At 31.8% G+C, this 25,348-nt stretch carries 30 protein-coding genes; 21 read left to right on the top strand and 9 right to left on the bottom strand.

The window, feature by feature from the left end:
* The first annotated feature begins 34 nt into the window (after nucleotides 1–34).
* On the top strand, nucleotides 35–268 hold the full coding sequence (locus tag ACAM25_RS09575) for a HypC/HybG/HupF family hydrogenase formation chaperone (RefSeq protein ID WP_369609504.1): 234 nt from the start codon (nucleotides 35–37) through the stop codon (nucleotides 266–268).
* On the opposite strand, the gene ACAM25_RS09570 is transcribed toward ACAM25_RS09575, so the two are convergent.
* From ACAM25_RS09570 to ACAM25_RS09555, 4 genes are all read right to left on the bottom strand, one after another.
* Nucleotides 245–1,180, bottom strand: coding sequence for a right-handed parallel beta-helix repeat-containing protein (locus ACAM25_RS09570; protein ID WP_369609503.1), 936 nt, complete (start codon nucleotides 1,178–1,180; stop codon nucleotides 245–247). The genes ACAM25_RS09575 and ACAM25_RS09570 overlap by 24 nt on opposite strands.
* A gap of 32 nt (nucleotides 1,181–1,212) precedes the next feature.
* Complete coding sequence (locus tag ACAM25_RS09565; protein ID WP_369609502.1) at nucleotides 1,213–2,664, bottom strand: APC family permease; 1,452 nt, start codon at nucleotides 2,662–2,664, stop codon at nucleotides 1,213–1,215.
* Between the two features lie 68 nt (nucleotides 2,665–2,732).
* Entirely contained in the window at nucleotides 2,733–3,206 is a 474-nt protein-coding gene (locus ACAM25_RS09560; protein WP_369609501.1) for a hypothetical protein, read from the bottom strand.
* Nucleotides 3,187–4,440, bottom strand: coding sequence for a thioredoxin domain-containing protein (locus tag ACAM25_RS09555; protein ID WP_369609500.1), 1,254 nt, complete (start codon nucleotides 4,438–4,440; stop codon nucleotides 3,187–3,189). The genes ACAM25_RS09560 and ACAM25_RS09555 overlap by 20 nt, the downstream gene beginning before the upstream one ends.
* An 84-nt stretch (nucleotides 4,441–4,524) precedes the next feature.
* Here ACAM25_RS09555 and ACAM25_RS09550 point away from each other — a divergent pair, with 84 nt between their 5' ends.
* From ACAM25_RS09550 to ACAM25_RS09495, 12 genes are all read left to right on the top strand, one after another.
* Nucleotides 4,525–5,526, top strand: coding sequence for a hypothetical protein (locus ACAM25_RS09550; protein ID WP_369609499.1), 1,002 nt, complete (start codon nucleotides 4,525–4,527; stop codon nucleotides 5,524–5,526).
* Nucleotides 5,527–5,606: 80 nt separating this feature from the next.
* Nucleotides 5,607–6,956 carry a cytochrome B gene (locus tag ACAM25_RS09545; protein WP_369609498.1) on the top strand — a complete coding sequence of 450 codons (1,350 nt, stop codon included), beginning with the start codon at nucleotides 5,607–5,609 and terminating at the stop codon, nucleotides 6,954–6,956.
* Nucleotide 6,957: 1 nt separating this feature from the next.
* A complete protein-coding gene (locus ACAM25_RS09540) occupies nucleotides 6,958–9,219 on the top strand; it encodes a nickel-dependent hydrogenase large subunit (protein WP_369609497.1) in 2,262 nt (753 codons plus the stop codon).
* On the top strand, nucleotides 9,220–10,107 hold the full coding sequence (locus tag ACAM25_RS09535; RefSeq protein WP_369609496.1) for a hypothetical protein: 888 nt from the start codon (nucleotides 9,220–9,222) through the stop codon (nucleotides 10,105–10,107).
* 16 nt (nucleotides 10,108–10,123) lie between these two features.
* Nucleotides 10,124–11,359, top strand: a complete 1,236-nt coding sequence (locus tag ACAM25_RS09530; RefSeq protein WP_369609495.1) for a (Fe-S)-binding protein — start codon at nucleotides 10,124–10,126, stop codon at nucleotides 11,357–11,359.
* Nucleotides 11,356–11,664, top strand: a complete 309-nt coding sequence (locus tag ACAM25_RS09525; RefSeq protein WP_369609494.1) for an RNase L inhibitor — start codon at nucleotides 11,356–11,358, stop codon at nucleotides 11,662–11,664. The genes ACAM25_RS09530 and ACAM25_RS09525 overlap by 4 nt, the downstream gene beginning before the upstream one ends.
* Nucleotides 11,652–12,092 carry a hypothetical protein gene (locus ACAM25_RS09520; RefSeq protein WP_369609493.1) on the top strand — a complete coding sequence of 147 codons (441 nt, stop codon included), beginning with the start codon at nucleotides 11,652–11,654 and terminating at the stop codon, nucleotides 12,090–12,092. The genes ACAM25_RS09525 and ACAM25_RS09520 overlap by 13 nt, the downstream gene beginning before the upstream one ends.
* A complete protein-coding gene (locus ACAM25_RS09515; RefSeq protein ID WP_369609492.1) occupies nucleotides 12,050–12,595 on the top strand; it encodes a hypothetical protein in 546 nt (181 codons plus the stop codon). The genes ACAM25_RS09520 and ACAM25_RS09515 overlap by 43 nt, the downstream gene beginning before the upstream one ends.
* Before the next feature lie 46 nt (nucleotides 12,596–12,641).
* Nucleotides 12,642–13,409: a hypothetical protein gene (locus ACAM25_RS09510; RefSeq protein WP_369609491.1), complete on the top strand. Its 768-nt coding sequence runs from the start codon at nucleotides 12,642–12,644 to the stop codon at nucleotides 13,407–13,409.
* Nucleotides 13,409–13,936, top strand: a complete 528-nt coding sequence (locus ACAM25_RS09505) for a hydrogenase maturation protease (RefSeq protein WP_369609490.1) — start codon at nucleotides 13,409–13,411, stop codon at nucleotides 13,934–13,936. The genes ACAM25_RS09510 and ACAM25_RS09505 overlap by 1 nt, the downstream gene beginning before the upstream one ends.
* Before the next feature lie 208 nt (nucleotides 13,937–14,144).
* A complete protein-coding gene (locus ACAM25_RS09500) occupies nucleotides 14,145–14,579 on the top strand; it encodes a hypothetical protein (protein WP_369609489.1) in 435 nt (144 codons plus the stop codon).
* Nucleotides 14,580–14,635: 56 nt separating this feature from the next.
* Nucleotides 14,636–15,265 carry a hypothetical protein gene (locus tag ACAM25_RS09495; protein WP_369609488.1) on the top strand — a complete coding sequence of 210 codons (630 nt, stop codon included), beginning with the start codon at nucleotides 14,636–14,638 and terminating at the stop codon, nucleotides 15,263–15,265.
* Here ACAM25_RS09495 and ACAM25_RS09490 read toward each other — a convergent pair.
* Genes ACAM25_RS09490 through trm10 form a run of 4 tightly spaced genes read right to left on the bottom strand, consistent with a single transcriptional unit; the run spans nucleotide 15,248 to nucleotide 17,936 of the window.
* Nucleotides 15,248–15,946 (bottom strand): P-loop NTPase, encoded by a 699-nt coding sequence (locus ACAM25_RS09490; protein ID WP_369609487.1) that lies wholly within the window; start codon nucleotides 15,944–15,946, stop codon nucleotides 15,248–15,250. The genes ACAM25_RS09495 and ACAM25_RS09490 overlap by 18 nt on opposite strands.
* Complete coding sequence (locus ACAM25_RS09485) at nucleotides 15,921–16,355, bottom strand: hydrogenase/urease maturation nickel metallochaperone HypA (protein ID WP_369609486.1); 435 nt, start codon at nucleotides 16,353–16,355, stop codon at nucleotides 15,921–15,923. The genes ACAM25_RS09490 and ACAM25_RS09485 overlap by 26 nt, the downstream gene beginning before the upstream one ends.
* A gap of 35 nt (nucleotides 16,356–16,390) precedes the next feature.
* A complete protein-coding gene (locus tag ACAM25_RS09480; protein WP_369609485.1) occupies nucleotides 16,391–17,011 on the bottom strand; it encodes a hypothetical protein in 621 nt (206 codons plus the stop codon).
* Between the two features lie 43 nt (nucleotides 17,012–17,054).
* Entirely contained in the window at nucleotides 17,055–17,936 is an 882-nt protein-coding gene (gene trm10 / locus ACAM25_RS09475; RefSeq protein WP_369609484.1) for a tRNA (adenine(9)-N1)-methyltransferase Trm10, read from the bottom strand.
* 34 nt (nucleotides 17,937–17,970) lie between these two features.
* Here trm10 and ACAM25_RS09470 point away from each other — a divergent pair, with 34 nt between their 5' ends.
* The 8 genes from ACAM25_RS09470 to ACAM25_RS09435 all read left to right on the top strand — a co-directional run bounded on the left by ACAM25_RS09470 (nucleotide 17,971) and on the right by ACAM25_RS09435 (nucleotide 24,930).
* Nucleotides 17,971–19,254 (top strand): APC family permease, encoded by a 1,284-nt coding sequence (locus ACAM25_RS09470; RefSeq protein WP_369609483.1) that lies wholly within the window; start codon nucleotides 17,971–17,973, stop codon nucleotides 19,252–19,254.
* Nucleotides 19,255–19,272: 18 nt separating this feature from the next.
* Nucleotides 19,273–20,586 (top strand): APC family permease, encoded by a 1,314-nt coding sequence (locus tag ACAM25_RS09465; protein ID WP_369609482.1) that lies wholly within the window; start codon nucleotides 19,273–19,275, stop codon nucleotides 20,584–20,586.
* A 25-nt stretch (nucleotides 20,587–20,611) separates the two neighbouring features.
* Entirely contained in the window at nucleotides 20,612–21,055 is a 444-nt protein-coding gene (locus tag ACAM25_RS09460) for a hypothetical protein (RefSeq protein WP_369609481.1), read from the top strand.
* Nucleotides 21,056–21,079: 24 nt separating this feature from the next.
* Nucleotides 21,080–22,219, top strand: a complete 1,140-nt coding sequence (locus tag ACAM25_RS09455; RefSeq protein ID WP_369609480.1) for an MFS transporter — start codon at nucleotides 21,080–21,082, stop codon at nucleotides 22,217–22,219.
* A gap of 621 nt (nucleotides 22,220–22,840) precedes the next feature.
* Nucleotides 22,841–23,614, top strand: coding sequence for a hypothetical protein (locus tag ACAM25_RS09450; protein ID WP_369609479.1), 774 nt, complete (start codon nucleotides 22,841–22,843; stop codon nucleotides 23,612–23,614).
* Complete coding sequence (locus ACAM25_RS09445; RefSeq protein ID WP_369609478.1) at nucleotides 23,601–24,341, top strand: MBL fold metallo-hydrolase; 741 nt, start codon at nucleotides 23,601–23,603, stop codon at nucleotides 24,339–24,341. Before ACAM25_RS09450 ends, ACAM25_RS09445 begins: the two co-directional genes overlap by 14 nt.
* A gap of 8 nt (nucleotides 24,342–24,349) precedes the next feature.
* Nucleotides 24,350–24,529, top strand: a complete 180-nt coding sequence (locus tag ACAM25_RS09440) for a hypothetical protein (protein WP_369609477.1) — start codon at nucleotides 24,350–24,352, stop codon at nucleotides 24,527–24,529.
* Between the two features lie 2 nt (nucleotides 24,530–24,531).
* A complete protein-coding gene (locus tag ACAM25_RS09435; protein WP_369611655.1) occupies nucleotides 24,532–24,930 on the top strand; it encodes a DUF973 family protein in 399 nt (132 codons plus the stop codon).
* Between the two features lie 276 nt (nucleotides 24,931–25,206).
* Here ACAM25_RS09435 and ACAM25_RS09430 read toward each other — a convergent pair whose 3' ends face one another.
* Nucleotides 25,207–25,344: a hypothetical protein gene (locus ACAM25_RS09430; protein WP_369609476.1), complete on the bottom strand. Its 138-nt coding sequence runs from the start codon at nucleotides 25,342–25,344 to the stop codon at nucleotides 25,207–25,209.
* Between the last annotated feature and the right edge of the window lie 4 nt (nucleotides 25,345–25,348).

The raw sequence follows: 25,348 nt of genomic DNA, 5'->3' as shown, positions 1-25,348 counted from the left end.
GAAGATTTAAAAGTATAAAAAATATTATTATTTTATGTGCATAAGTTTACCTGCGAAAGTTGTACAAATTGAGGGAATGATTGCATTTGTTGATTATGGAAATGGTATAGTAGAACCAGTTATAAATAATGAGGATGACATAAAGGAAGGAGATTATGTAGTAGTAAGCTATGGTATGATTGTAAGTAAAATTAGTGAGAAAGAATACCTTGAGATGATTAAATATGAAAAAGAAATGAGGGAATTACTTTCTTCTCCTCCTCAGTAGATATGCTATGATGAGAGATACTGGAACTATAACTAAAAAATAATAAAGATAATTAGTCCTGTTTATTTCTTCTGATGTAGTAGTTGGAGGAACTGCTCCTATAACTTGTTGTTTAGGTAAAGTACTATTATACTCATAAAAAAGATTAGCTGTATTATTAAGAAAACTATTCTCTTCATATTCAAATTCTTCAGGATAATATTTAATTAAAATGCCAAAAAACCTAGAGTTTTGAATTATATTATTTATCAAGCTAAAGTTTTCTAAACCATCTCCTATATAAACGCCAACTAGATCATATTTAATTATATTTGAAAGGATAAGGATTATATTTCCGTATTCAGTTTCAATTCCAACGTCAGAGAAAGAAATGGAATTATTCAACACTTTTATATCACTAACTTGATAAAGATAAATTCCATAATAATATATCTTAAAGAGAGTATTATTATATATATTAACAATAGAACTCATAAGTATAAAAATTCCGTAATCATCATTAGATAGAAGATTATTACTAATAATTACATTTTTACTATTATCCCATATAGATATTCCATTACCATTTGTATCATTTGATATAATGTTATATTTTATAATTACACTACTTGATTTTCTTATAGATATTCCATCATAATAAGAATTAGATATCACATTATGCTCTATCGTAATATTAGTAGAATTATACACGAATATGCCAAAATAGATACTGTTATATATCATATTATTTTCTATTACTATATTACTTGAGTTAATAATTGTTATATTACCATTTACTATATTTAGCCCGGAAATAGTTAGATTTTTCTTTCCAATTATAATAACTGAATGATTAACTTGATTTGTAACAGCACAGATAGTAAAGGAAGATACCGTAATGATAAAGAGTAAAATCAGAGTTTTTAAAGTCACAGAAATGCATTATTTTTTGTATATAAAAACTTTTATCTTAACTCTTTCTTTGTTACTTGGTGTAACCAATTAGGTGTTATTATATTATAATGTCTAAAGATAAACGGAACTCCTATTAAGGTTAATATCAAAAGTGTTAAGCTATATTCTATAGTACTATATCCAAATGCCGGTCCGGCATTAATTACACCCATAATTATAATTCCAAACATCCCTAGTGAGGTAATAGGGGCAATTATACGAATTATCCAGTCTTTTATACTTGTTCTATAGTTTCTCCACCAAGTTATTGTAGCTGTTAGTGAATCCATTCCAAATTCCGTCAATAAGAATGCGCCAGCCCCAGTTAATACTAGCCCGAAAAATGATTGAACGCTTGGAGATGTAAGCTCCAGTAATTGCACTATAACTTCGAAGAGAGTTGCTATTAATATTGAAAACCATGGTGATTTGAATTTTTCACTTACCCATCCAAATGGTTTTGGCAATAATCCTTCTCTTCCAGCTGCATACCATGCCCTAGTTAGTATAAATGCTGTAAGCCATAAAGAAGAGGCTGTAGAAGCAATTACAGCAATATCCATTAACCAAACATATTGCGGAATTACGTAAGAAGCCCATCTGGCTAAAGGATCAACACTTGAAGCTAAGGCCGATATTGGCGTCTCGATAGTCATAATAGGCATCGTAATTATATAAATTATGAACACACTAATTAGCCCCACTATACCAGATAAACCTGGCCAGTGATAGGGTTTTTTAGATTCTTCTGATGCGTAACTATCAATCTCCCAACCGTCAAGTATTGTTGCTACTATTACCATTGTTGCGGCTAAAGTTAAAAAGTATGAGGGGGTTGAGAACCACTTAGGATTAAAGAACCATGACCAATTAAATTGATTTACAGCATGAGTAGGTAAAGAGATAATTCCGATTACTACAAATGAAGAAAGTATTACTAACTCTATTGCAAGGAATACTTCTGTAAATCTTGCTGTTGGTTTTGCCCCCAATAATAATGGTATTGCTGCAATTAAAGCCCAAATTATTCCCACAATAGAATCCCAAAATACGCTTAACTCCATTCCCCTACTTATTAAACCAAGTCTATAAAGTAAATCAAGAGTATATTCACCAGCTGGTATAATTATGGGTGGTAGTGATAAGAAATAAGCTAAAGTAACAATCCAAAATTGAAAAGCACCATACCTCGTACTAACTAACTTGGCACCCCAATGATAAGAAGCTCCACAATGAGGAGCTTTTTTATTTAATTGTCTAAATATAATAGATGCAAAAAGGAAGAAGGGGAATGAAGTTATCACAGCCATAATTGCTGAAGGACCCATTAATGCTACCATGCTTCCATAGGCGGCAGCTATGCTGAATGTAGGTGCAACACTAGAGGTCGAGAGTGGTATTAGATCTAAAATGTGCAGAACTTCTTTCTCAAGCCATCCTACCTTTTTGCTTAATATACCCATACTTTTCCCACCTAATAGTATAGTCGGTATTACTGATATATAAACTTTTATTTCGATTATAAAGTGAATTAAGTACTTTTCATCTTTTTCTCTCTATATATCACACAATAGCCTAAACTCAGGAGCGATGCTAAAGAAAATAAATCAAGTATTACAAACTGGTTTAGGAAATAATATCCCTCTCCGAAGTAAATTATTGGTGGTATATTAGCTATTAACGTAAAGACTAAGTTGACAAACCATAATCCAAATGTTATGCCAGACAATAACTTAGAAGATGTAAGTTTGTAAGAAATGTAAGGCACAGCAAATACATTAATTATTGGTATAAAGAGAAGTATTGAAACATATCTAGGATAGCCATTAAACAATATGAATAACCTTGCTATTAATATTAAGATTGTTAATAAACCTAGAATATAATTAATTTCAGTTAAAGGAGAAAAGCTGGAATTGTTAAGTATACTTAAAACTTCAAATATAAAGACTACTTGATCTAATGCCAATAATCCAAAGAAAATTTTAGTGAGTAAATAAACCATAAAGCTCACCTAGAATAATAGCATATTTTGCCTGATTATAATACGTATAAATACCATAAGAGGCTAGAAAACTATCAATAATCTTCTTGGCCTCATCAATAAAGCCTAAGTTCATGAAAGCCTCAGCTAATAGAGTATTATCATAAAGGAAATGATATCTTCCTATTAAATTCTCTTTTGCATAATTCAGAGTTACATCATAGTACGCTTTATCTCCTTTATAATCCTGAAGAATTACACTAAGTCTCTTTGCTTTATTAATATCCAATTTGGATAGAAAACTAAGGTAAGATGCAATATCTATTAAATAAGGTGGAGTTAGAGTGTCAATTCTATGAGAAATTACTAGCTTATCAGATAACTCTTTAGCTTCTTCAATATACTTTTCATCCTCAGTAAATTTATAAGCTTCTATAAGGGCGTTACCTACGTTAGAGTTTACATTTAAAAATGGTCTTTTATCCTCCTTCCCAAGGAATTCAGAGTTAATAAAGTAGCCTTGGTTATCCTTCTTCTTAAGAATCCACTCTATTGTTTTTATAGCATAATCCAAGTAAGTATCATCTTTAACTACTTCATAAGCCTTTAAAAGAGTTCTTACCATTTCTGCATTATAATCTAGTAGTTTAGCCTTGTAAGGTTCCTTCCAATCAATTGTCTTAGAAAATAAATAAAATCCATTATCCCATAAGTATTCTATAGCATTATCTAAAGTAACCTCTACCATTAGTTTATGATAATAATCATTAAAATGCAAAAATAATTGTAAAACCTCTGGAGAAACATATTTTGGTTCTTTTTCAAATCCTCCTTCTTTCCAATCAAAATAACCTTCACATACTCTTAATATATGATTTAAGGCATAATTAGGAGTAAACTTATCAACTTTATGAGAAATTTCAGGAGGTGTTATAATTTTGCCTTTTCCGCTGATTAGTTCTAGTGCATCATTAACCATCTCTTTTATTTTATCTTTTTTAACTAAACCGTATGTACCACCTATAACAGAATCTTTAGCTATTAAACTGATGCATGGATAAATCTGTGGTGTATATCTTACAGCTAAATCTATTCTCTCATCGGCATCTTCTTTTACTAAAGAAACTTTGTCATTGATCTCGAAGTCAAACTCTTTTTCTTGTTCTTCACAATACTCGCACCAAGAAGTTATCATGAAGAGTGCAATTAATTCTTTATTTTTATAAATTGCCTGATTCCATGAAAGAAAGTTCATAAATATAATTTATTTTCACAGTTAATAAGCTATACTAGGTATATTATAGTAAACTTTATAATTATTTTTGATAAGAGTAATTATATGAACGGTGAAATCCACAATTTAGTCCTTCTATATATAGTGTACATTATTATAATGACCATAACAGTCACTATCTCATTTGAGTTTGCATTGAAAAATAAGCTTGGATACTTATTTCTTCTTATGAGTTACATAACTACAGTGGTTTTCCTCGTTCTTGTTTCTCCTTCAGATCTTATTTTAACCCTCCTAATTTCAGTCTACTTTTGGTTAATCATGCAATTAAGTTATAACCTAGGAAAATATAAATTTGCAATAGTATCTTCTCTCATTTTCCAAGAAATTGTTATGAGTTTACTTTATTATGCAATTGTGAGAAATAATTTAACTAACGCATTATATAGCCTTTATTTTTATGGGACAGACATACCTAGTTTTTCACTCTCAATATCTCAAATTGTAGTCCCAGCTATCCTTGAGGTAGTAAATTCATTTATGTTTTTTCTAATGATTTTCCCTGAAATAGCTTATTTATCTTATAAGTTTAAAAATAGGGATATTTTACTTCTTTCGTTACTTATTTTTGCAGGCCCTAATATAGCTTCAGAAATGACTCATTCGATTCTACCCTTATCTCATGATCCAATAAATGAGGCTTCAGTACTAGAATTGCTTCTTTCGTTATTTCTCTCCGTATATTTTTCATATAGGTATATAAAAGGAAAAATTAGCCTATTTTATTATCTTTTATTTGGCCTAATTACTTTATCTCTTTCCGTAACAGAATTCTACTATTCTCTAACCATAAACGAAATTCCATATGCACTTATAACTCTTGTATCACTTTCAATTCTCTTTTACTACGTTGATAGAAAAAGTGAAAACATAAAAGTAATTCCTCATTTTACACTAATTCCCTCTATTGCAGAATTATTTTTTGGTGCTTCTGTAGCCTATTTTTATAATTTAATTCCAGCTACTTATGCTTTATCATTTAGCTCTTTTATTATATCACTCATACCAACAATTTATTACTATTTTAGTAAATTTGAATATAAGTAATAAAAAATAAGATATCATTAGTTTATAAGTAAAATTTATAAATCTGGTATACTAAAAGATACCTAGTAAAGGGGATTAAAGTGAAGGAACCGAAGCCAAAACAAGTTAAGATAGGGATTAGTAGAAGAGATTTCATGAAATTAGCTGGGATTACTGGTCTTACAACATGGATGATAGAAAAGGGACTAACATGGAAGGACTTATTTAACATGGCTAATGACGCTCTATCAGATCCAATAAACATAATCTGGACAGGAAACGGATGGTGTGGAGGAAATACAATAGCTTTCATAGATGCAATGAATCCTGCTGTTGAAGACGTAGTGACACAAGTCACATTTAATTTACAACCGATAACCTTAAGGGCTCCATCAATAACAAACCTAGGAAACATAAATCTAGTGTACCATCCAATTTTAATGCCACAAGACGATATGGCATATCCAACTATGGAAGCTGCATTAGCTGGTGTTTTTGATCCTTATGTATTAGTTGTTGAAGGTACAATGTTTGATGAGTTTGGCTTATATTACGAGAAGCCATCTGGTTCTTTCTGGTGTTCTGCTGGGAGAACTCCATCTGGACATGTATTGCTATGCGATGAGTTCGTGTTTAACTTAATGAAAAAAGCTGCATTAGTTTACGCTACTGGTGCTTGTGCAACCTATGGTGGAATTCCTGCAACTACAAACGGTTTAGGTTACAGATCTCCTACATATGTGATGGGAATGTTAGATGATCCTTACAGAGGAATTCTAGGTTTTCCTGCTTACATCCATGAGGTATATGAAAAAGATCTAGGTTATTTCAGAGGAGAGCAAGTAATTGATGAGGATATATACTCTGTTACAAACTCTCCTTATAATACTGCTTACCCTGGACCAAGTTATCATTGGTTAAGTAAATTAGGACAGCCAATTGTTGCTATAGCTGCTGATCCACCAGCTGGAGATTGGATTATGAGAACATTAGTAGCCGGAGTATTATATGCGAGAGGATTAGCTCCTGCCCCTTCTACTTACTTAGATATATTTAATAGACCAAAATTCTTTTATGGAAATGAGACTCATCAGAACTGTCCCAGAGCTGGATTTTTCGCTCAAGGAATTTTTGCTAAAAACTTCGGAGATCCGCAATGCACTTATAGTTTAGGATGTAAAGGAACAGAAGCAAATAGTCCAGCACCGCGTCTAGGCTGGGTTGGAGGAGTTGGGGGATGTACGAGAGGGGGAGTATGTATAGCTTGTACTGCTCCAGGATTTCCAGATTTATATGAACCATTCTATGCTCCTCCGAATGCACCAACATTACCTTCAACAACGTTATTAGCAGCAGCTGTGGGTGCTGGAATAGTTGTAGGTGTTGGTTCGTATTTCTTATCTAGAAGAAGAGGTAAACCCGTAATTCCCAAAGCTAAGGGGGTGAGTTAAAATGGCTTCTTCCTATTTGTTTAAATATGATTGGACAAAACCAGTTGTAATAGAACCTATAGTAAGAATAAAGCCAGAACTAGGAATTCAAGTAACAGTAAATATAGAAGGTGAAAATCAAGTTAGGGCTACTGAGGCTTATGCTGGAGCTGGAATGTTTAGAGGGTTTGAGATTTTCTTAAGAAACAAGCCAGCACCAGATGTTATAATGCTAGCATCAAGAGAATGCGGAATATGTGGAGAACATCATCAGTTTATAGAGAGAATTGCACAAGAAATGGCTATGGGTGGTTATGCTCCTCCACCATTAGGTTTAGAGACAATTATGTTAGCTAATGATGCCGCTATGGTTTATGATGCAACAGTACATCTAACAGCATTAGGAGGACCAGATTGGAGTTCATTATTCTTTAAGATAGCTGGCTATTATCCTCCAGAGATTTATCAGTTAGCACAGCAGACTCCAATAAGCAAAGTATTAGAATATTCTGAAGCTTTTCCAAATGGTGCTCCTAGCGAGTTGAAATTTAGCGGTGTTACAATGAGAACTGTAGCAGATATTATGGATGGTTTAGTGCCAATAATTGGGGCTATATGGCTAGAAGGTGCTTATGTATGGAGAATTATGCATGAGGCAGAAGTATTATACTATCTAAGAATTCCACATCCAATTTCAATGGTTCCAGGAGGAATAGGAGTTCCAGCAACAGTAGAAAACTTACAAAGATATTTACAAAGATTAGTTGATGGTACAGCGTATGCAAAGAAGCAAGTTGCAATTTGGGAGATCCTAAACTTATTCCTAAATGATTATGGTAATGTATTTGGTGTACAAGCCTATTATGATAAGAACTTTAATAATCTAGGATTTGCTGAAATGGGTAATAGACCAGGTAACTTCTTGTGCTATGGGCAAAGCGATGTTTCTGAGGCTCCTAGTGTAACTCCTTCGTCAACTCCAGTATCTCCATATGATGCTACTTATGAAAATATGGGGGCATGGGGAAGAGCTAGAGTAGTTAAACCGGGATTAGTGATCCAAAAGAGTGCAACTTCTCCACCAGAATTGGTAACTAATAGTTTAATTGATATTAATTTAGGAATGAGAGAATTTGTTGAATCCTCATTTTATGAAGATTGGGTTAACAATTCAGAAGTTCCATCAGAAGTGTCTGGCATATCTCAGGATCCAATAGGCAATTCAGTAAGCCCATATCATCCATGGAGAAAATGGACTATACCACAGCCTTTGGCTAGAGGTTATCCATTTGGTTCTGGTAATTCACAAGGTAAATATAGTTGGGCAATGTCTCCAAGATTAGTTCCATATGCTGGACATAAGCCAGTAATGAATTATTTCTTCAATGTAGAGGCTGATCCTCAGGCTGTAATGTGGGCACAAGTTTTACAACCACAAGCTCCAGATCCTATTTATACTGCGGTATATTCTTCAGCTGGCATAGAAATTCAATATAACAGCAATGAACAGTCTGTTACATGGAACTTACCTCAAACTATTTCTTCTAGAATTGTGCTACCTCCGGAACTTCAAGGTGAGATTGAGATAAAGTATGTATCGCCTTGGATGTTGTCATCTAAATTATCTAATGGAAGTATAACTGTAGCTACTAATGCTGTAGAAAGGATGAGAGCTAGAGCTCATGCATGTGCTTTAGATGCTGGAGGTGCATGGATAGCTTGGTTCTCTGCCTTGAATTATATAAAGAATGGTCAAACAGCAGTCAGTAGAGGTAATCAGTATGACTGGACTTATAAGAAAAACACAAATACAGATGTTGCAATAGGAGTTGGACTTAAGGAAGCCCCAAGAGGTGCACAATGGCACTCTGAAGTTATAGCCTTAGGAAGTGGTCCAACAGTTCCTACAATAAATCCGCAACAAATACAACCTACGACTGTTAATTCTGGTCCAAGAGTTACGAAGTCTTATAGTGATGTAATTGGAACTATATCACCTTATCCATTATTAGCTCAAAACGGTGGAGCAGGAACATTTGAAGAAGTAATTCAGGGTAACCCAGGATATAATATTCAAGGAGTGCCTAAGTTGACAGTAACTCCATTAGAACAATGGGACGGATTTGAATTTGCTGCAACACTAAGATCATTTGATCCATGCTTTGTATGTGGTGTTCATGTAGTTCTACCAAATGGAAAAGTGAGATATATAACACTAGGCGCCCCAATAGACTTAAGTGAATCAATAAAAGCATTCTATAAATTTGCAATGAGGGTGAAGTGAGTGATAGTAGTTCATGCTGCTATAGGAGCTAGTGGCGGTCCAGCTACGCCGTTAAGTCTATATTGGTGGGGATTGAATGTAATTTTCCCACTTGGCATAATATTTTTTGTTTTTGGTGTCGTATATAGGATTGCTAGAGAATTTCTATTCTCGAGGGCTGGTATAAAAGGAGAAGTAGGTTTTGCTAGAGAATTTAGAGAAGCAGTTAGTGCAATTCCTAGGCCTTTTGGTAGAGCTGCAAGAAAAGATCCATTATTAATTCTTGAAACTATATTTAACCACATATTCATTTTAGGGTTAATAATTGTTGTAGGAATTCATATAATTGCTTGGAACTACATATTTAGTGGACTAACTGGTATACAAAATATATTAGGATGGTTAATGCCAGCGTCAGTTCCGGAATCATTTACGTCTGGTTATCAGTTGGGAGTATTAGGATCAGCGTCTTATACACACGGTGGAATATTAAACCCAGTTGGTGCCTGGAACTCAGCTGAAGTCGCTACAAATACAATTTCACCATGGGGTGTTCTTTCAGTTATTGTGAATGGCAGTTTTATGGCTTTATTAGCTTTAGCCGGTTTAGTTGGCTATTTAGTAACTAGAATAATTGATGATGCTACAAGACATAGAATGATAAGTAGTGTTGGTGACTATGTGTTCCTTATCTTATTAGCTGCTATAATAATTACTGGTTTAGGTGCTGCATATGATTGGACATTCCCATATCTTGGTATTCCAAATCAAGCAAATTGGTATGGCTTGCATATTGCTTTAGTGGGAATATTCATAGGCTATACGCCATTCAGTAAAGCATTCCATATGTTCTGGTACTACGTACAGAAAGGATTTGCTGGTAGTGTATATGGTAAAAGAAGAGTTTAAATGCGGGGGGTTTAGGTTGAGTAAAGGTAAAGTTGAAATAAATAGAAAATTAGCATCTAAGACATTAGACGAGTTTACTCCATCAGATGTAATGGGAATAGAGAACTGTATGAGATGTGGAATATGTAGTTATTCTTGTCCATTCTGGTTAGAAACAAAGAAATTTTATGATGTTCCAGCGTGGAGAACTTATGAAATTAACAAAATTTACTCAATGTTTTACACTGGTTATGGTATCGTTGCAAGGTTTTTAAGGCTTAGAAGGATATCCGGAAAAGAATTTAAGCATTGGACAGAATCTGCATACGACTGTACTGCATGTGGGGCTTGTACTTTCACATCACCCATGGAAGTCCCTAATTGGTATACTGCATTAATTATGAGGAGAATCCTACATTACTCTGGATTTAATTATGAAAGTGCTGAAAAATTAGCTAAGAACTCCAAAGATTTTAAGAATGCTTTAGGGATAGTAAACTGGAGTGAAACAGCTAACAAAATGGGCTTTAATGTGGATAAGAAGGATAGTGAAATATTATATGTTCCATCTCCGCTAGAAATTCAAGACCCTGATATTCTTTCTTCAACGTTAAATGTGTTTAACAAATTAAAAGTAAGCGTGACTGTAAGTTCTAAAGTCAGTGATCCAGGCTACTATGCATATTTCGTAGGTGATTTTGAGACTGCTAGAGAGTTATTAGTAAATGTATATGACACTGCTAAGGAACTAAACGTTAAGAAAATAGTTACTACCGATGGAGCTGGTTACTTCTGGTTAAGATGGCAAGGTCCAAAGAGTATAAAGGAAAATCCACCACTAGTTATCGAACATTTAACTAAGACTGTTTATGACTCTTACAAGCAAGGTAAGATAAAATTAGATAAGGCTGATATAACTGCACCATCAACTGTACATTATTCAGAATTTCTAAGTAGATTAGGAGGTATTGAGGAACCGCCAAGAGAGTTATTAAGGTTAACTGCTCCACAATTTATTGAACCTAAAGAGAGTCCTTCATCTGATAAGCTCTATACATGTACTCATCATCTAGAGTTAATAGAGGAGAAGAAAGATGTAGTTAAAAAGGTTAGAAACTATGTGGTTGCGCAATTAACTAAATGGGGAGGTAAGAGTGTTATAGTATTTGATCCAAACTGTATGTTATCACTTGAGAACGCTGTCAAAGACAAACAGGCTGAGTTTAAGGTAGTTTATTTCACAGAATTATTGGATAGGGGTATAAAGGTATGAGTAGTTTTTTATTCCGTCTTTTAGGTGTTGATGAAATTATAAAAGACATAGAAGAGAAGACAAAGGAGCTTATTTATCCATTAAAGCTTCAAAGAGAAAACTCATTAGAGCTCCTAAAGGAGTTATTAAAAAATTATAATGTTAATATTGAATTGAAAGAGTCTAATAAGCCAGTAGATGAAGCTAGAAGGCTAACTGCTTTGGCATCAAACTTAACTCCACTAAGTATTGAAAATCCGGAAGAAGTATTATGGCAGTTAGCTCAAGCAATAAAACCTAAAGGGTTAAAGAAATGCCAAAAATAGGGGCAGTAGGTTATTGGTATAAGGGGGATTATCAAATACCGTTATTAGTAATGGAAGAGTTAAGAAAAGAAGGAGTAGAAGTTATAGATTTAAGTTTGGGTGCAATAAAGGCATCAACTTTTTTATCTGAACTTAATCTTTCAAGTTTCATTTTACTAGCTAGTGAGAAAAGAGGAAAAAAAGAACTAAGAATTTATAAGCCAGAATTTGAGAATAGTATTTTTTCCGATTTTTTAGATATATATACAAACTTAAAAGCGTATTTTATGGATGTTGATAGTTTTTTAAAGATGGCTAGAATTATGGGAACTCTTCCATCTGATTTAACAGTAATTGAGTGTGAAGTTATAAATGAGGATGGAGAATTAAGCGAGTGGGGAAAGTTATGCAAGGAGATGATGAAAGAAGAATTATTGAAAAGAATATAAAAGAAATTGTTTATTCAGTTTCTTTTATTAGACCTATTCCGAAAGATATGTTTTTTCAAATTTTTTTAACTAACTCAATGGAAGTAAACATTAAAGGTACAAAAATTACTGCAATTTCCGACGAGAGAAACATTGATTTTATTAAAGAAATAACTTTTATGGGTTCTAATGTACAACAATGGGTTGAATACTTCTTGTTAAGTCTTAAAGAAAAGTTCTCTCTAAAAGTGGAAGATGTTATTTGGAGTTATGAAGTTTACTTAGAAATTGAGAACAATGTTAAATTAAATCTCAATATTCCTTCTGTTTTGCCATTAATAGGTAATGTAACAAATTATGGGATTGTAATAACTAATGATCCTGATTTTAAGATGATGTTAAGGAATTTTACTACAGTTCAAATTGATAAGCGTATTAGAGTCATAAAAAGGTCTGAAAGTTTTATTGATATCAACAATTTGCTTTCTGATTTAGAAAAATTATTAGAGAAAATAAAAACTTGAAAAAATGGAGATAAAATTATATATTAATTAAAACAATATAAATATGATGTCTGGCATAACTCCGTTTGATCTTCAAACGAGAAAAACTGATGTTAATAAAATGTTTGAAGACTATTTAGTAGAGGCAGAAAGAATATACAATGCTTGTAAAAAAGATGGTGTTAAAGCATTACTATATGGTTCTATTGCTGTATACTATAAGGTAAAAGACAATCCTTTGTCAAAACAAATTATTCAACTCTACAGGAGAAACGGTCCTCAAGACATTAATTTTTTAGTAAGACAAGCAGATAGAGATAAATTCAAACAAATTATGGTAGGCCTAGATTATACGCCATATTTCCATTTAGAGAAAACACTAGGTAACATAGCTAGCATGTTTTTTAAGGAAGAAAAAGTTGTTAAGGTATATTATTTTGATGACATGAGATTTAGCCACACAATTCCAGTTGATTGGAATTCAGAATTTGTATTTTCTGATGAAGATTTATTATTATCTAAGTTACAGATACATTTTACTTTGGATAAGCATTTGTCTGATATTATTGCCTTGATGTTGAAACTTAATATTGAGGGAAATAAGATAATTGAACTAACTTCTTCAGATTGGGGATTATGGAAAGACGTTACAGATAACTTATTAAAAGCAAGAGAACTAGTTGGGAGACTAATAGCTGATGAAGTAAGAGAAAGAGAAGAATTAGCCCCAGTTATTCCAAAATTAATTAAGCTGCATGGTAAAGTAATGAATTCACCTAAAAAATCGAGTTGGAAACCTATACCGGAGGGTGAAAAGTATTGGAGTGATTTCTAATGAAGAGAATAGCAATAGTAGGTGTGGGAAATAGGCTTATGGGAGATGACGGTTTAGGTTCCTATTTAGCTGAAGCATTACAGGGAAATGTAAAGGGTTGTGAAGTGATTGACTTAGGAGCTTCCGGGATTGCATCGTTTGAGATTTTGAAGGATTTTGATATAATCATTATCCTTGATGCTATAATGATGGAAGATAAGGATTTTGATATAATCAAAGTAAATAATGAGATTGATAGTGATGAATTAACATCTACTGTGCTTGATTTTGAATACTCTGGTTCTCATGGTTTGGGTATTCAAAGCGTATTAACAACTTTAAGAATCATGGGTTACTTCCCGGAAGTGTATATAGTAGGTTGTAGGCATTATGTTTTAGATGTAAAAATGGGGTTATCTAAGGAATTAAGTGAGAAATTAGAAAATATCGTAATAAAACTCGCTGATTTTGTGAAAAAATTTAATATAGAAATTGATATTAAAGGAGTCCTTGAAAAATTAAATAAGGTGATGCAAAATAATTATTGACTTAACTAATGAAAATGATCAAATTATTGATTTAATTGGTGAGATTCCCTATAACTTATTACTAATAGAAAACTACAATTTTTGGGTAATAAAGGACAAAACAATAGAGCTTTTATCTAGTATCCCAACAGTTAAATATTTAATAGAAAATATACCTTCTGAGGTTATTTTAGCTCAAATATTTAATAGTAAGATAAAAATTGGGAATTTGCTTATATCAATATCTAAGCCCAGTATAATTATAGCTCCGTACTATGTAATAAAGACTTTAAAAGAATGGGATCTTATTGTGCACAACGAGAAATTGCTTAATGAACAGATAGTTATTACTAAAACAAAAAATCTTTGTGAAGAAAGAGTAATAGGAATTAATCCGTATGATATATCTTCAAAATTGTTTCAAAAAAAGTTAATAGCAGAATGTGGTAAAGATCATAAAGTTGAATTTGCACAAATTAAGATTAAGGAATACAAAGATAATTTACCTATAGTCATGTATAAATCAGAAGCTGAAAAATTAAGTCTACAATATTTAAATTTAGGCTTATCGATTGATTTTTATGTTAGTCTTTTTAAGAATGCCACTGATGTTGAAATTCAAACATACGAAAACATACGAAAATTTTTTAAAAATATTATTTGATATATACCGTAATAAGTTCACAAAACTTTTATTTTTTGCAATAAAACATTATATTAATGATTGAAGTCAAAAAGGAAATAACAATTAACAAGCCGTTAAATTTGGTCTTATCTTATTTTATGAATCCTCGAAATATCATGATATATATTCCTTATTTTAAGGAAATTCATCAAATAAATGAGAACACATTTAAAGTAACGCTTAAGTGGCTCTTCTCTCTAGATTTTGAAGTTGTAAGACTATATCAAAAATCTACAAATGAAATTACTTATATTTTAAATAGAGAAAATATACCTAGAATATACGCCCAACTTATTCATTTTTTAGCAAGTGTAAAACATGAGACTAAAGTTCTCATTATTTTCAAATATCGAGGTCCATTCGAATTTTATGTTAGAAGAGAAGCACAAAAGTTCCTAGATAACATTAATGTTAAGATCTTCGAAGACGTGAGCGAGTTAAGTGAAATGAAAGTTATAAAAGAAGGAGTGGTAGAGAATAGTGAAATTAAGGACTTAATAGATTTAGCAGCAGTAGAAAGCGTAAACTCTAAAACAGAGCTTGTCTTATATGACGGTAACGTAATGGTTAAGATAAATTTTGAGAACGGAAAAGTTGTGAAGACTTTTGGAGATATAAACTTGTTAGGGAAAAATATAAAATATTTATTAAAGAAGGGGAATTAATTCTTTTTCTATTACCTTTTTCACTTCTCCTTCATAGTTTTGAATTTTTCCTATAAATTCCTCTATGTTTGGATCAATTGGCAAATTTACGTCACCTTCATAAGATCCGAAAGGTTTTACTTTCTCACTTCCACACGTAAAATATGACATGTTGACTACCATAATAGGTTTTTTATTCTTCTCATAAAGATAATCAATCAAGTATTTCACTACTTTGATTGAAACTTTAGAAGGTGTAGTAATAATAATAGGTTTATAGTCTGTTAATTCTTCAAGAACTAATATTTCATCGCCTAACCCAGGTGGTAAATCAAATACTACATAATCCGTTTTTATATTTGAATAAGCTATAAGTTCTTTCATCACATTGTATTGGTTTCTTCCGGGTAAAATCACATATCTGTCTCTGACTACTCCGGCTAGAGAAATTAGATTAACATTCTTTATTTTTGCCGGTTCTATTCCTTCTTTACTTACCTCAAAACTTACATTTTCTATTCCAAAAAGCTTTGCTATTCCCATTGTATGAATATCAAGGTCTATAAGAGTTGCTGATGAAGGCAAAGATAGAGAAATTAAAGCAGATATTACACTTTTACCTACTCCACCCTTTGCACTCATTACAGCAATAACTTTTTTACCTCTTAGTTTTTCTTTAGCTAGTTCTCGTAACGGCTCCACTCTCCTCCACCTCTACGCTTTCGATGTAAATCTCTTGTCCTTTAGCTTCAATATCATGAGAACCACAATAAGGACATTTTAGAAATGCTGGAAATAATTCTGGCATTAAATGTAGAGGGTATTCCTCACCATATTGACTCCTAACTTCATTTAACTGTTTTTCCACATCAGAAAGTTTGAACTCCTTACCGCAATTTCTACATTTAAAAATTGGCTCAGCAATTTTAATTTTCAATTCAGCATCTTGTGTAACTTTGTTCTCCTTTTTAAGTTCATCAAAGGCTTCTTTAAGAATCTCAAGGTCGAGGAAAGAAAATTGAGGAAGAACTAGTGTAACTTTTAAGACTTTTTTATCAAAATTATCCGTTAGTGTTTTTACAACAGAGTAAGCAATAGACCACTCATGCATAACATTAATTCTATTTCTTACATTTTATTTTTTTCCTATTCACACATCGCATTTATTATATTTTCTGTTTCTTTGAATATCGAACTTATTTTATCTTGATTCAAACTTTTATCTCTGTATGTTACATTAATGAAAGTTTGCCTTATATCATTTAATAATGGCTCTAATATTATTTCCTTTATATCCTTAAATCGAATATCAAATTCCGAATCTTGGATATCAGAAATTATCCTATACCCAAAAATTTTTGGATTTGTGAAAAATTGTGAAGGTAGAGTTATTGGAGTTTGTTTTAATTTTCTTTCTATAATACTAGAAAAGGAGAGTTCATAAGTGAATATATTTTCTCTAAACACGTCCTCAGCAATATTCTTAATTTTTTCGAAGCCTGCGATTATGTCATTCTCTTTAATATCTTTTCCGTAAGAGAGTTGTAGAATTGCAATATTATTATCTTGGTTCATTAAGTAAAGCGTTGAGTTCTCATAAGTGTAAAGCCTTAAGAGATTCTGTAATCTAGTTCTTGTTGTTATTAGATTCAGAATAAGTGGTATTAGTTCTTGTTCTATTACTCCCTTGTTTATTAAAATGGCTATATCATTTTTATTAAAATTCCTATTTAATATTGCTGAAACAGAAGCATTATTTATTTTCATAAAATATAAAAGTAGTTTGAGTTTTTAAATTTAGGCTATAAAATCAATGATTTGTGACAGAGTTAGTATTTTTTATTTTTCTAAGTATAATTTTATATAGTTTATCATCAATATTTAACCATTTAACCTCTTCATTTAAAATTTCAACACCATGATTGTTAATATCCATTAATGCTCTAGCTAATTTATCCCCTTTACTTTGATCCTCAATTATAGCTTTTTCCAATTCTTTTCCAGTTTTTACTTTCAATATAATATCTACTATCTTGTTAATCTCATCTGGTACACCTACAGTACTACCTCTTAGTGCTATTTTCACTCTTTTACAAGGATAATTGTACATTTCGGCTAACCTTTTAGTAGCGTACTTTAATCTTCTTCCTTTGTCAACGATTCCTCCTATTATAATAATGTCGGTCTTTCTGATGATTTCTTCATTAGCAATTATATCTCCATAAGGATCTAGAATTATACAGTTATCAGAATCTAAAGAGTTAATTATTATAGATTTTCCAACAGAATAATTATAGTGAGCAATTGCTAAATTTCTATCCCATAAATATTTTCTAATTACACTTAAGGTAACGTCTATTTGAAGTAAAGTTTTTCTTTTTTCCTCTTCATCTAGTTCATCAAAGAGGCCTAAATCAATAACGATTAAAGGATACTTAGGTGGGTTAAAAGTTATTTTTTCTCCTCCTTTTACAAACACATACTCGACTTTTTCTCCTCCTTTACCTTTATACAGAGAAACTCCTTCCTCTTCTTTTACTTTAATTCCTTCTTTATCTCTTCTCAAAATACCGTAATTTTTTAGGAGCATTTTAACGGCTAATTTTTGTAAAGATGGCTCCTCATAACCTACATAAAGTTTGTCTATTCCCTTCTTTTTTAATTCCTCAGCAAATATTTTGCCAAGAATCACTAAACATTATAACATTTGAACACTTTTAATTTTGATGGAAGGGAAGAAATTATCTCTTGCACAAGCTTTAGCAATCGGTTTAGGAAATATAATTGGTGCAGGCATATTTGTAATGGCCGGTGTTAGTATAACTGCAGCTGGTCCAGCAGCACTATTAGCATTTTTAATTACCGCGCTTTATGCAATGAGCGTTGGATTAAATAATGCTGAACTTTCTTCAGTCTTTCCTAAGGTAGAGGGAGGAGTTTACTCTTTTGCTTTACTTTCTCTTGGTGAAACTATAGGTTTTCTTGTAGGTTGGTTTAGAGTTATTGGTTATGCTATAAGTGGTGGAGCAACAGCTTTAGGCTTTTCTGGATATCTAATCACTACTTTTTCTCTCCCTTCATACCTTTATTTTCCCTTATCCATAATTCTAATTGTAATTCTTACGATTATTGACTATTTAGGTCTTAAGTTAGCTGCTGAGATTGAAAGTGTTCTTGTTATTCTTAACGTCATAGGTCTTATCTCTTTCTCAATAACTGTTTTGATTATTACTGGATTAAATATATATAACTTCTCTCCATTTTTACCACATGGAATTAAAGGGGTCTTAATTGCCTCTAACATAGCCTTCTTTGCTTATTCTGGTTTTAACACAATAGCTACGCTGACACCTTCGGTTAAAAATGGGGAAAGGACAGTCCCTAAAGCTATAATATTTTCCCTATTAATTAGTGCTATACTTTACATGCTTGTTACTTTTTCGATGGTAGATGCTGTAGGTTATAAGGTGTTTAGTACAACATCTGCTCCTTTACAACTTGTTTTGGCAAATATTCATGCTCCAGCAATTGTTTATTTCTTTGTTAACTTAACAGCAATCTTAGCAACTGTTACTGTAACCCTTTCAACTATTATTGCGACTGAAAGGACAATGATGCAAATAGAGTCTGATGGACTTTTACCTAAAATTAAAGGAGGTAGGAAAACCATCTTAGTAATAATAGCCTTAATAATGGTGGCATCTTTAGGCTTAGGTAATGTCGAGGCAATAGCCCTAGCTTCAAATTTCGGTATAATATTCTCCTATATGCTATCTGGCATAGAAGTTGCTGTTGTGAGGCATAGAGGACTAAAAGGAGTATTCAGATCGCCAGGGTTCCCAATAATTCAAGTAGTTTCAATAATAATGTCTGGTATTTTCATGTATTCTCTTGGATCTCAGTCCTTAATTATAGGTTTTATTACCTTGTTAATTGGCTTAGTTATTCATTCTATACATAAGGAGATATTTAAAAAAGAAGGGATACTTTTGAAAAGAACTTATAACTAGAGAAAGCATAAATAAATTATGCAAAAGAAACAAGATATACTTACTAATAATAAGAGGAGAAGAGTGTTATCATTTTCTGATTTATTCTTTTTATCATTTGGTGGGCAAGCTCCTTTTATCTCTTTATTAACTTTTGGTACTGTAATGATTGCTGAGGTTGGGACGGAAGGGGCTTTCGCTATGCTCTTGGCTACATTTGTAGTATTCTTTAATGGTTTAGTTATATATTTTCTCTCGCAAAGATTTAAAAGAGGTGGAGGGTATTATATTTATGCTTTATACGCATTAACTTCTAGATTAGGTTTTAATACAGGTTGGAATTATTTACTCTATGCTCTTTCTTATGGAGGCACTTTGTTAGCTGGTGGAGCATTTGTCTTATACACAGTTTTATCTCAATTTATACCTTATCTCTCATTACCCCAATGGTTTTTTGCACTTATTGTAAGTTCTCTTGCTTCTGGATTAGTTTTAGCTGGGGTTAGAACTTCGGCAAAATATGCTATGGTTATGTCTCTGATAGAAATGTTAACTATAATTCTTCTTTCTATACTTTTTCTTTATGATTCTGGTTGGAATTTTTATAATCCAGTACCAACTACTATAAGCCCAGTACTATTAGAGGCTGTTGTTTTTGGTTTAGGTATACCCACTGGTTATGGTTCTATTGCTCCTTTAGGAGAAGAGGCTGAATCTAGAGATATTGGTAAAGCAGCAATTGCAGTACTTCTTTTTGGTGGTTTACTAGCAACATTTTTCTTTTATTCCTTAGGTGCATTAGGCTTTACTGGTAATCTTGTAGAATATTTGCTCTCACGATTTGGAATCATAAGCCTTTTATTTATTGGCTTTATAGCGTTAAATGATGGTACTTTAGGTGGTGTTTCTTATATTTTAGCTGACTCAAGAACTTTGGAAGCAATGGCCAAAGATAAATTCTTTCCATCTTTCTTATCTATGGTTAAAGGAAACAAACCTATTTATGCAGAGATTTTCACAGCCTTAATATTTATTTTAGCTTTGACTAGTTTAGCCTATTTTGTTGGACTATATAACGAGTTTGTAATTTTAGGTGCTTTAGCTGGATTAAATAATTTATTTATTCACCTATCGGCAAATGTTTCTCTTGTAAGAATCTCTTCAAAAAGAAAAGGAAAACATATACATCAAATAATTGTAGGAATAGTTGCATCAATTATTAGTTTATCAGTATTCTTCTATTCTTTACCAACATTTGAAAAATATATTGTTTACATATTCTTTGGTTGGATAATCTTAGGATTCTTGTATGCTGAGGGAATTGAGATAACTAAGGCCAGCTCGAATGAATAAATACTATGAATGAGATATTAAAGTTATGAAAGTCAGTAATGGACTTAAATGGGGACTGATATTTGGTTTATCAATAGGAATAATTGCTGCTGGCATAATATATGCTATCCAATATATGCCTCAAATGCCACAATTACAAAAAGAATACTATAGTCTTATTTTAAATGAAACTAAAAATGCAACAGAGGCTAGCCTAGCTATGAAGGAATTACCAACAGTTCTTCCAATAACAATAATAATGATATCTGGTTTTGCTTACACAATTAGCGGAGCCTTGGCTGGTTTAATAATTGCTTATATATGGGAAAGAAATTCTTCATGGGTCGTTAAGGGTATTATTGGTGGAGTAATTGTTCTTTTATTAAGTTTCTTGTTTGGAGCTCTGTCCCTTTTTGAAACTCTCCCAATAAGCCTATTAATAGGGTTGTTAATTTCATATAGATTAAATGCAATAAATAGAAAAGTTTAAAAGATATAAACATTTTTATAACTTATGCTAAGTAAAAAACAGTTAGCTTTGCTCTCTCTAGGGACATCTTTAAGCTTTTTTGATATATTCAATGTGCCGTACATAGAAAATTACGCTTCAGCATCTTTAGGCGAAGTATCATCTGTGTTAATTTTATCAGCAGAAATGATAGGTTATTTCATCGGAGGAATAATTAATGGTTATATTGCAAGTAAATATGGGAGAAAAGTTGGACTAATACTTTCAATGATATTAATCTCTATTGGATCAATTATAGGCTTATTATCATTCTCTGTAACTCAGCTTATAATTGCTGAATTTATAATAGGATTAGGAATTGAGGGAGAAGTAGCAACAGTTCCATCATATGTTGCTGAAATGACTGACAAGAATTTCCGAGGTAGAGCTGTTGGTTTAACTACATTATTTGGGTTTCTAATGAGTTTAATTGTCGGTCCAATAGCAGTAATCTTAGGAGAGAGTTATTGGAGATTACTCTTCTTACCTGGAATAATAATAGCAATTATTTCTCTCTTAATCAGAGTTAAATTACCAGAATCTAAGCTTTGGGTAGTGAAAAAAGAAGAAAAGATGAAATGGGATAAAATGATTCTCGTTCTTATTGCTATTTGGTTTACCAGCTACTTTACTGGTTACGCTCTTTTTTCAACTCCTATTTTCTCTACACTTGCCGGAAAAGGTTTTGAAAATACAAGCCTTTACTTTACTTATATTCTTTATGGAGATCCAATAGGTGTTGTAGTAAGTTCATTACTTAATGACTTTATAGAGAGGAAATATAGTTCCATGTTCGCAAATCTAATTTCTGGTATATTAGTTGCGTTATGGCCATTCTTTAATGGCTTATCATTTTTAGCAATTGGTTTCGTAATAATGTTTTTCCAAGGATTTAAGTTCCCTACAATGTATACTTATACAGCGGAAAATCTAGGAACAAAGATTAGAACCTTAGGTTATGGGATTGCTGATGGTATTGGCCATTTAGGTGGCGCAATTGGACCAGTAATTATGGCATTACTTTATCTTTCTAACGTTGAAATATCTTATGCTGTAACTGGTATTGTTGCAATGATTTCAGCATTACTTATAATGACCTTTGGAGTATTAACTAACAGAAAAGCTTTAGAGGAAATAAAAGGATGATAAATGTGAATAGAACCTAAATGTAGAAATAAAGTCTCTATGCAGTTTTTCACTTACCAATTTCGCTTCAGTATCTTTAGAGCGATGAAAAATCATGGGTAGAAATTTATATTAATTTCGTCCAATAATTCGTGTTATTGATACCCTGTTGGAAAAACGCTAATATTATCTATTGCTTTATGCTGTATTTTCTAAGACTAGAAATAGGATTCGAGATAGGAGTTTTATTCGATTTCATCTATTCTTGTCTATTTAACTCATCTTTTAACCTTTAAAGCTAGTCTCAATTTTTATCATTAGGTATATTGTAAGCTGTATTAAAAATATCTTAAGTGTTCCTTAGAAAATATGAGGAAATTGAATATTTATTATATTATCTTTAGTCATTTGAAAATTACAAAAACTAAAGATCAACTATACGAACGAATGTATTCACTGTTTAATTTTATTTCATAAAAATCTGATTTAAGTACAATATCAAATATATAATTTAACTTTATCTATCTAAGATAGATTATAAATATTGTTAGTTACATTTCTAATTTTAAAAATAGAAATTCAGACATCTTTATTAACATCATATTTAAATAGAATAAAAGGACAGATAAATATGATAGAAAGATGAAATCATATAAGATTATTTTTTCCGTTGAAAATGATCAACTAATAATTAATCAACTTAGAGATAATGATTTTTTCCTGTCAATTATTCCATATCAAGTAGAGAGAGGAAAGAATGCTATCACATTACGGTTTAAGCGTTTTGCTCTATTTTCTTTTAAGGACCAGTTTATAATTGAAGGAAAAACCGAGACTAAAAATTTGATAACTTATACTTTTAAATCAAAAAATGGGAACTCTTTAGAATTCTACATAGCGAATAGAGTAGATAAGAATCAACTTGTCTTTGATTTAACTATACAATATAGCGGAGAAAAAGAATGGATAGTAAGAAAGTATTTAAGGGATATCGCAGAATCTATGGAGAGAAGTATAAAGGATGAAATAAAGAAGATTAAGGATAGAGTTATTTCTACAAATTTATCAGAAAATTTGGGAAAATTGAGTTTCCTTGCAAAACTTCTAATGAAATCTAGGATAGTAAAGAGTGAAGAAATAGATATAATTCGAAGTCAAGCAGTTGAGGTGCTTTCCCAATTAATTCAAGATTATTTAAGGTATAGGTTGATTTACATATCTGGTACATCAAATAACTCTACCTTTAGAGTCTTATTCGTTGATGGAAATGTAAGCGGTGTTTATGTTAATATAAACGGAAATGAAAATTACGGAGAGCAGAGTTTAAACGAACTTGAAGGCCATTTTAAAGTTAACATATATGTATCTTTAGTACCAGAAGAAATCTTAAAGGGTGTGTTAAATGAAGGTTCATGAACCATATGTATTATTTGAGGATGATAAGCACAAATTTATTTGGTTAGGCTTAGATGAAAGTGAAAATGAGAAAGGAATACTTACTAATCAATATTTAATTGTTCATGAGAATAAGGGATATTTAATTGATCCGGGAGGATATTTTGTATTTGAAAGAGTATATAATAACATGAGAAAGTTTGTAGAGCCAGAAAACGTGGTAGCAATCTTATACTCTCATCAAGATCCAGATGTAATAGGAAGTCTTAATATAATAATTGATATGGTGCCTAATGCGAAAGTTTATGCTTCAGCATTATGGGAGAGATTCCTTCCTCATTTGGGCGTAGATTTTAAGGGGAGGTTTGTTGACATTCCAGATGAAGGAATGATGATTGATTTTATAAAGGCTGTACCAGCTCATTTTATGCATTCCCCGGGTAATTTCCACTATTATGATACATATGCAAAGATTTACTTCTCTGGTGATTTAGGTGCTGTAGCTTATCGTGATAAGTGGTATTTAATCGTAGAAAACTTTGAGGAACATGCAAAGTTAATGGAATCATTTCATAGAAGATATATAGCCTCTAGAAAAGCGATTGATATTTGGTTAAAGAAGATTGAAGGTTTAGATATAAGGATTATTGCACCACAGCACGGATCAATATTTGAAGGAGAGAATGTGAAGAAGTTTATTAATTGGTTGAAAAGTTTAGATAAAACTGGATTAGATTTAATGGAGTGATTTTTTCTTTGAATAAAAATTTAATTAGCGGTAGCTTGTATATTGCCTTGTCTATTCTTATATTCCTTATTATCATTATTTTGTTACACTTTACTTCTCTTGTAACAACTATAGCGATTCTTAATACTTTAGCAATTGGTGCATCGTCACTATTAGAATATTTAACCAGTAGTTTAGTTTTAGGTTAACTATCTTAGCCATCGCGTCTTACGTATTTCTTTTCTTAGGTTCGATAAAGATAAGAAAAGGATTTGATGAACTACTAAATCAAGGCAAAAATGTAAAGAATGGTAAAATTGGAAGTGATTTGTATCTTTTTTCTCTTATTCTGATACTATATGAGTTCGCTGACCTTTACTATCGCATTTTCTCATACTCAACTAGCTGTAGTCTTAGCTGGAATGGGAGTTTACTTGATCCTTATCTCTTTGCAGTTTTTCTTATAGGTTCAATATTTGTTGGATCAGGTTTTTATAATTTAGGTAAGGAGTTGAATGAAATAACGTTAAAGATAGGGGAAATATTAATAGCTATACCATTTTTAAATTTAGTAGGATTTATTTTAGTATTTATAGGATTAAGTAGTTAAACAAAAGTGATAAGGTAACGCAAACAGAGCTATACAATTTTTTAGTTTATTTTTGATAAATTCTATAACAAATTTAATATCATTTTTAACTTGATCTATGTTTCTATATCTCGAAACCTCAGCATCAACATCACTTCATTATATTTGGTAATCATACAAATCAAGGGCTATATTTCGGTTATAAGAATTAACTCTTTATCACCAATGATACTCACAACTTCCCTCGATCTAGAGCTAGGCATAATATCAATTATCCAATCTACTCTTTCAACATATTTATTCTCTGACAGTTTCCTCTTTCCTTGAAAATATTTTGAGAGAAGGGTCTCTGTAATCTACTGATAATCCAGTTATGTAAGCTTTAACAGTTTGGTAAACTTTTCCGGACGAGTTTCTTAATAACCCGACTTCCATAAAT

Origin of the sequence: Sulfurisphaera javensis (assembly GCF_041154675.1) — an archaeon.
Taxonomy (GTDB): domain Archaea; phylum Thermoproteota; class Thermoprotei_A; order Sulfolobales; family Sulfolobaceae; genus Sulfurisphaera; species Sulfurisphaera javensis.
This window is presented reverse-complemented; position numbering and strand designations above follow the sequence as displayed.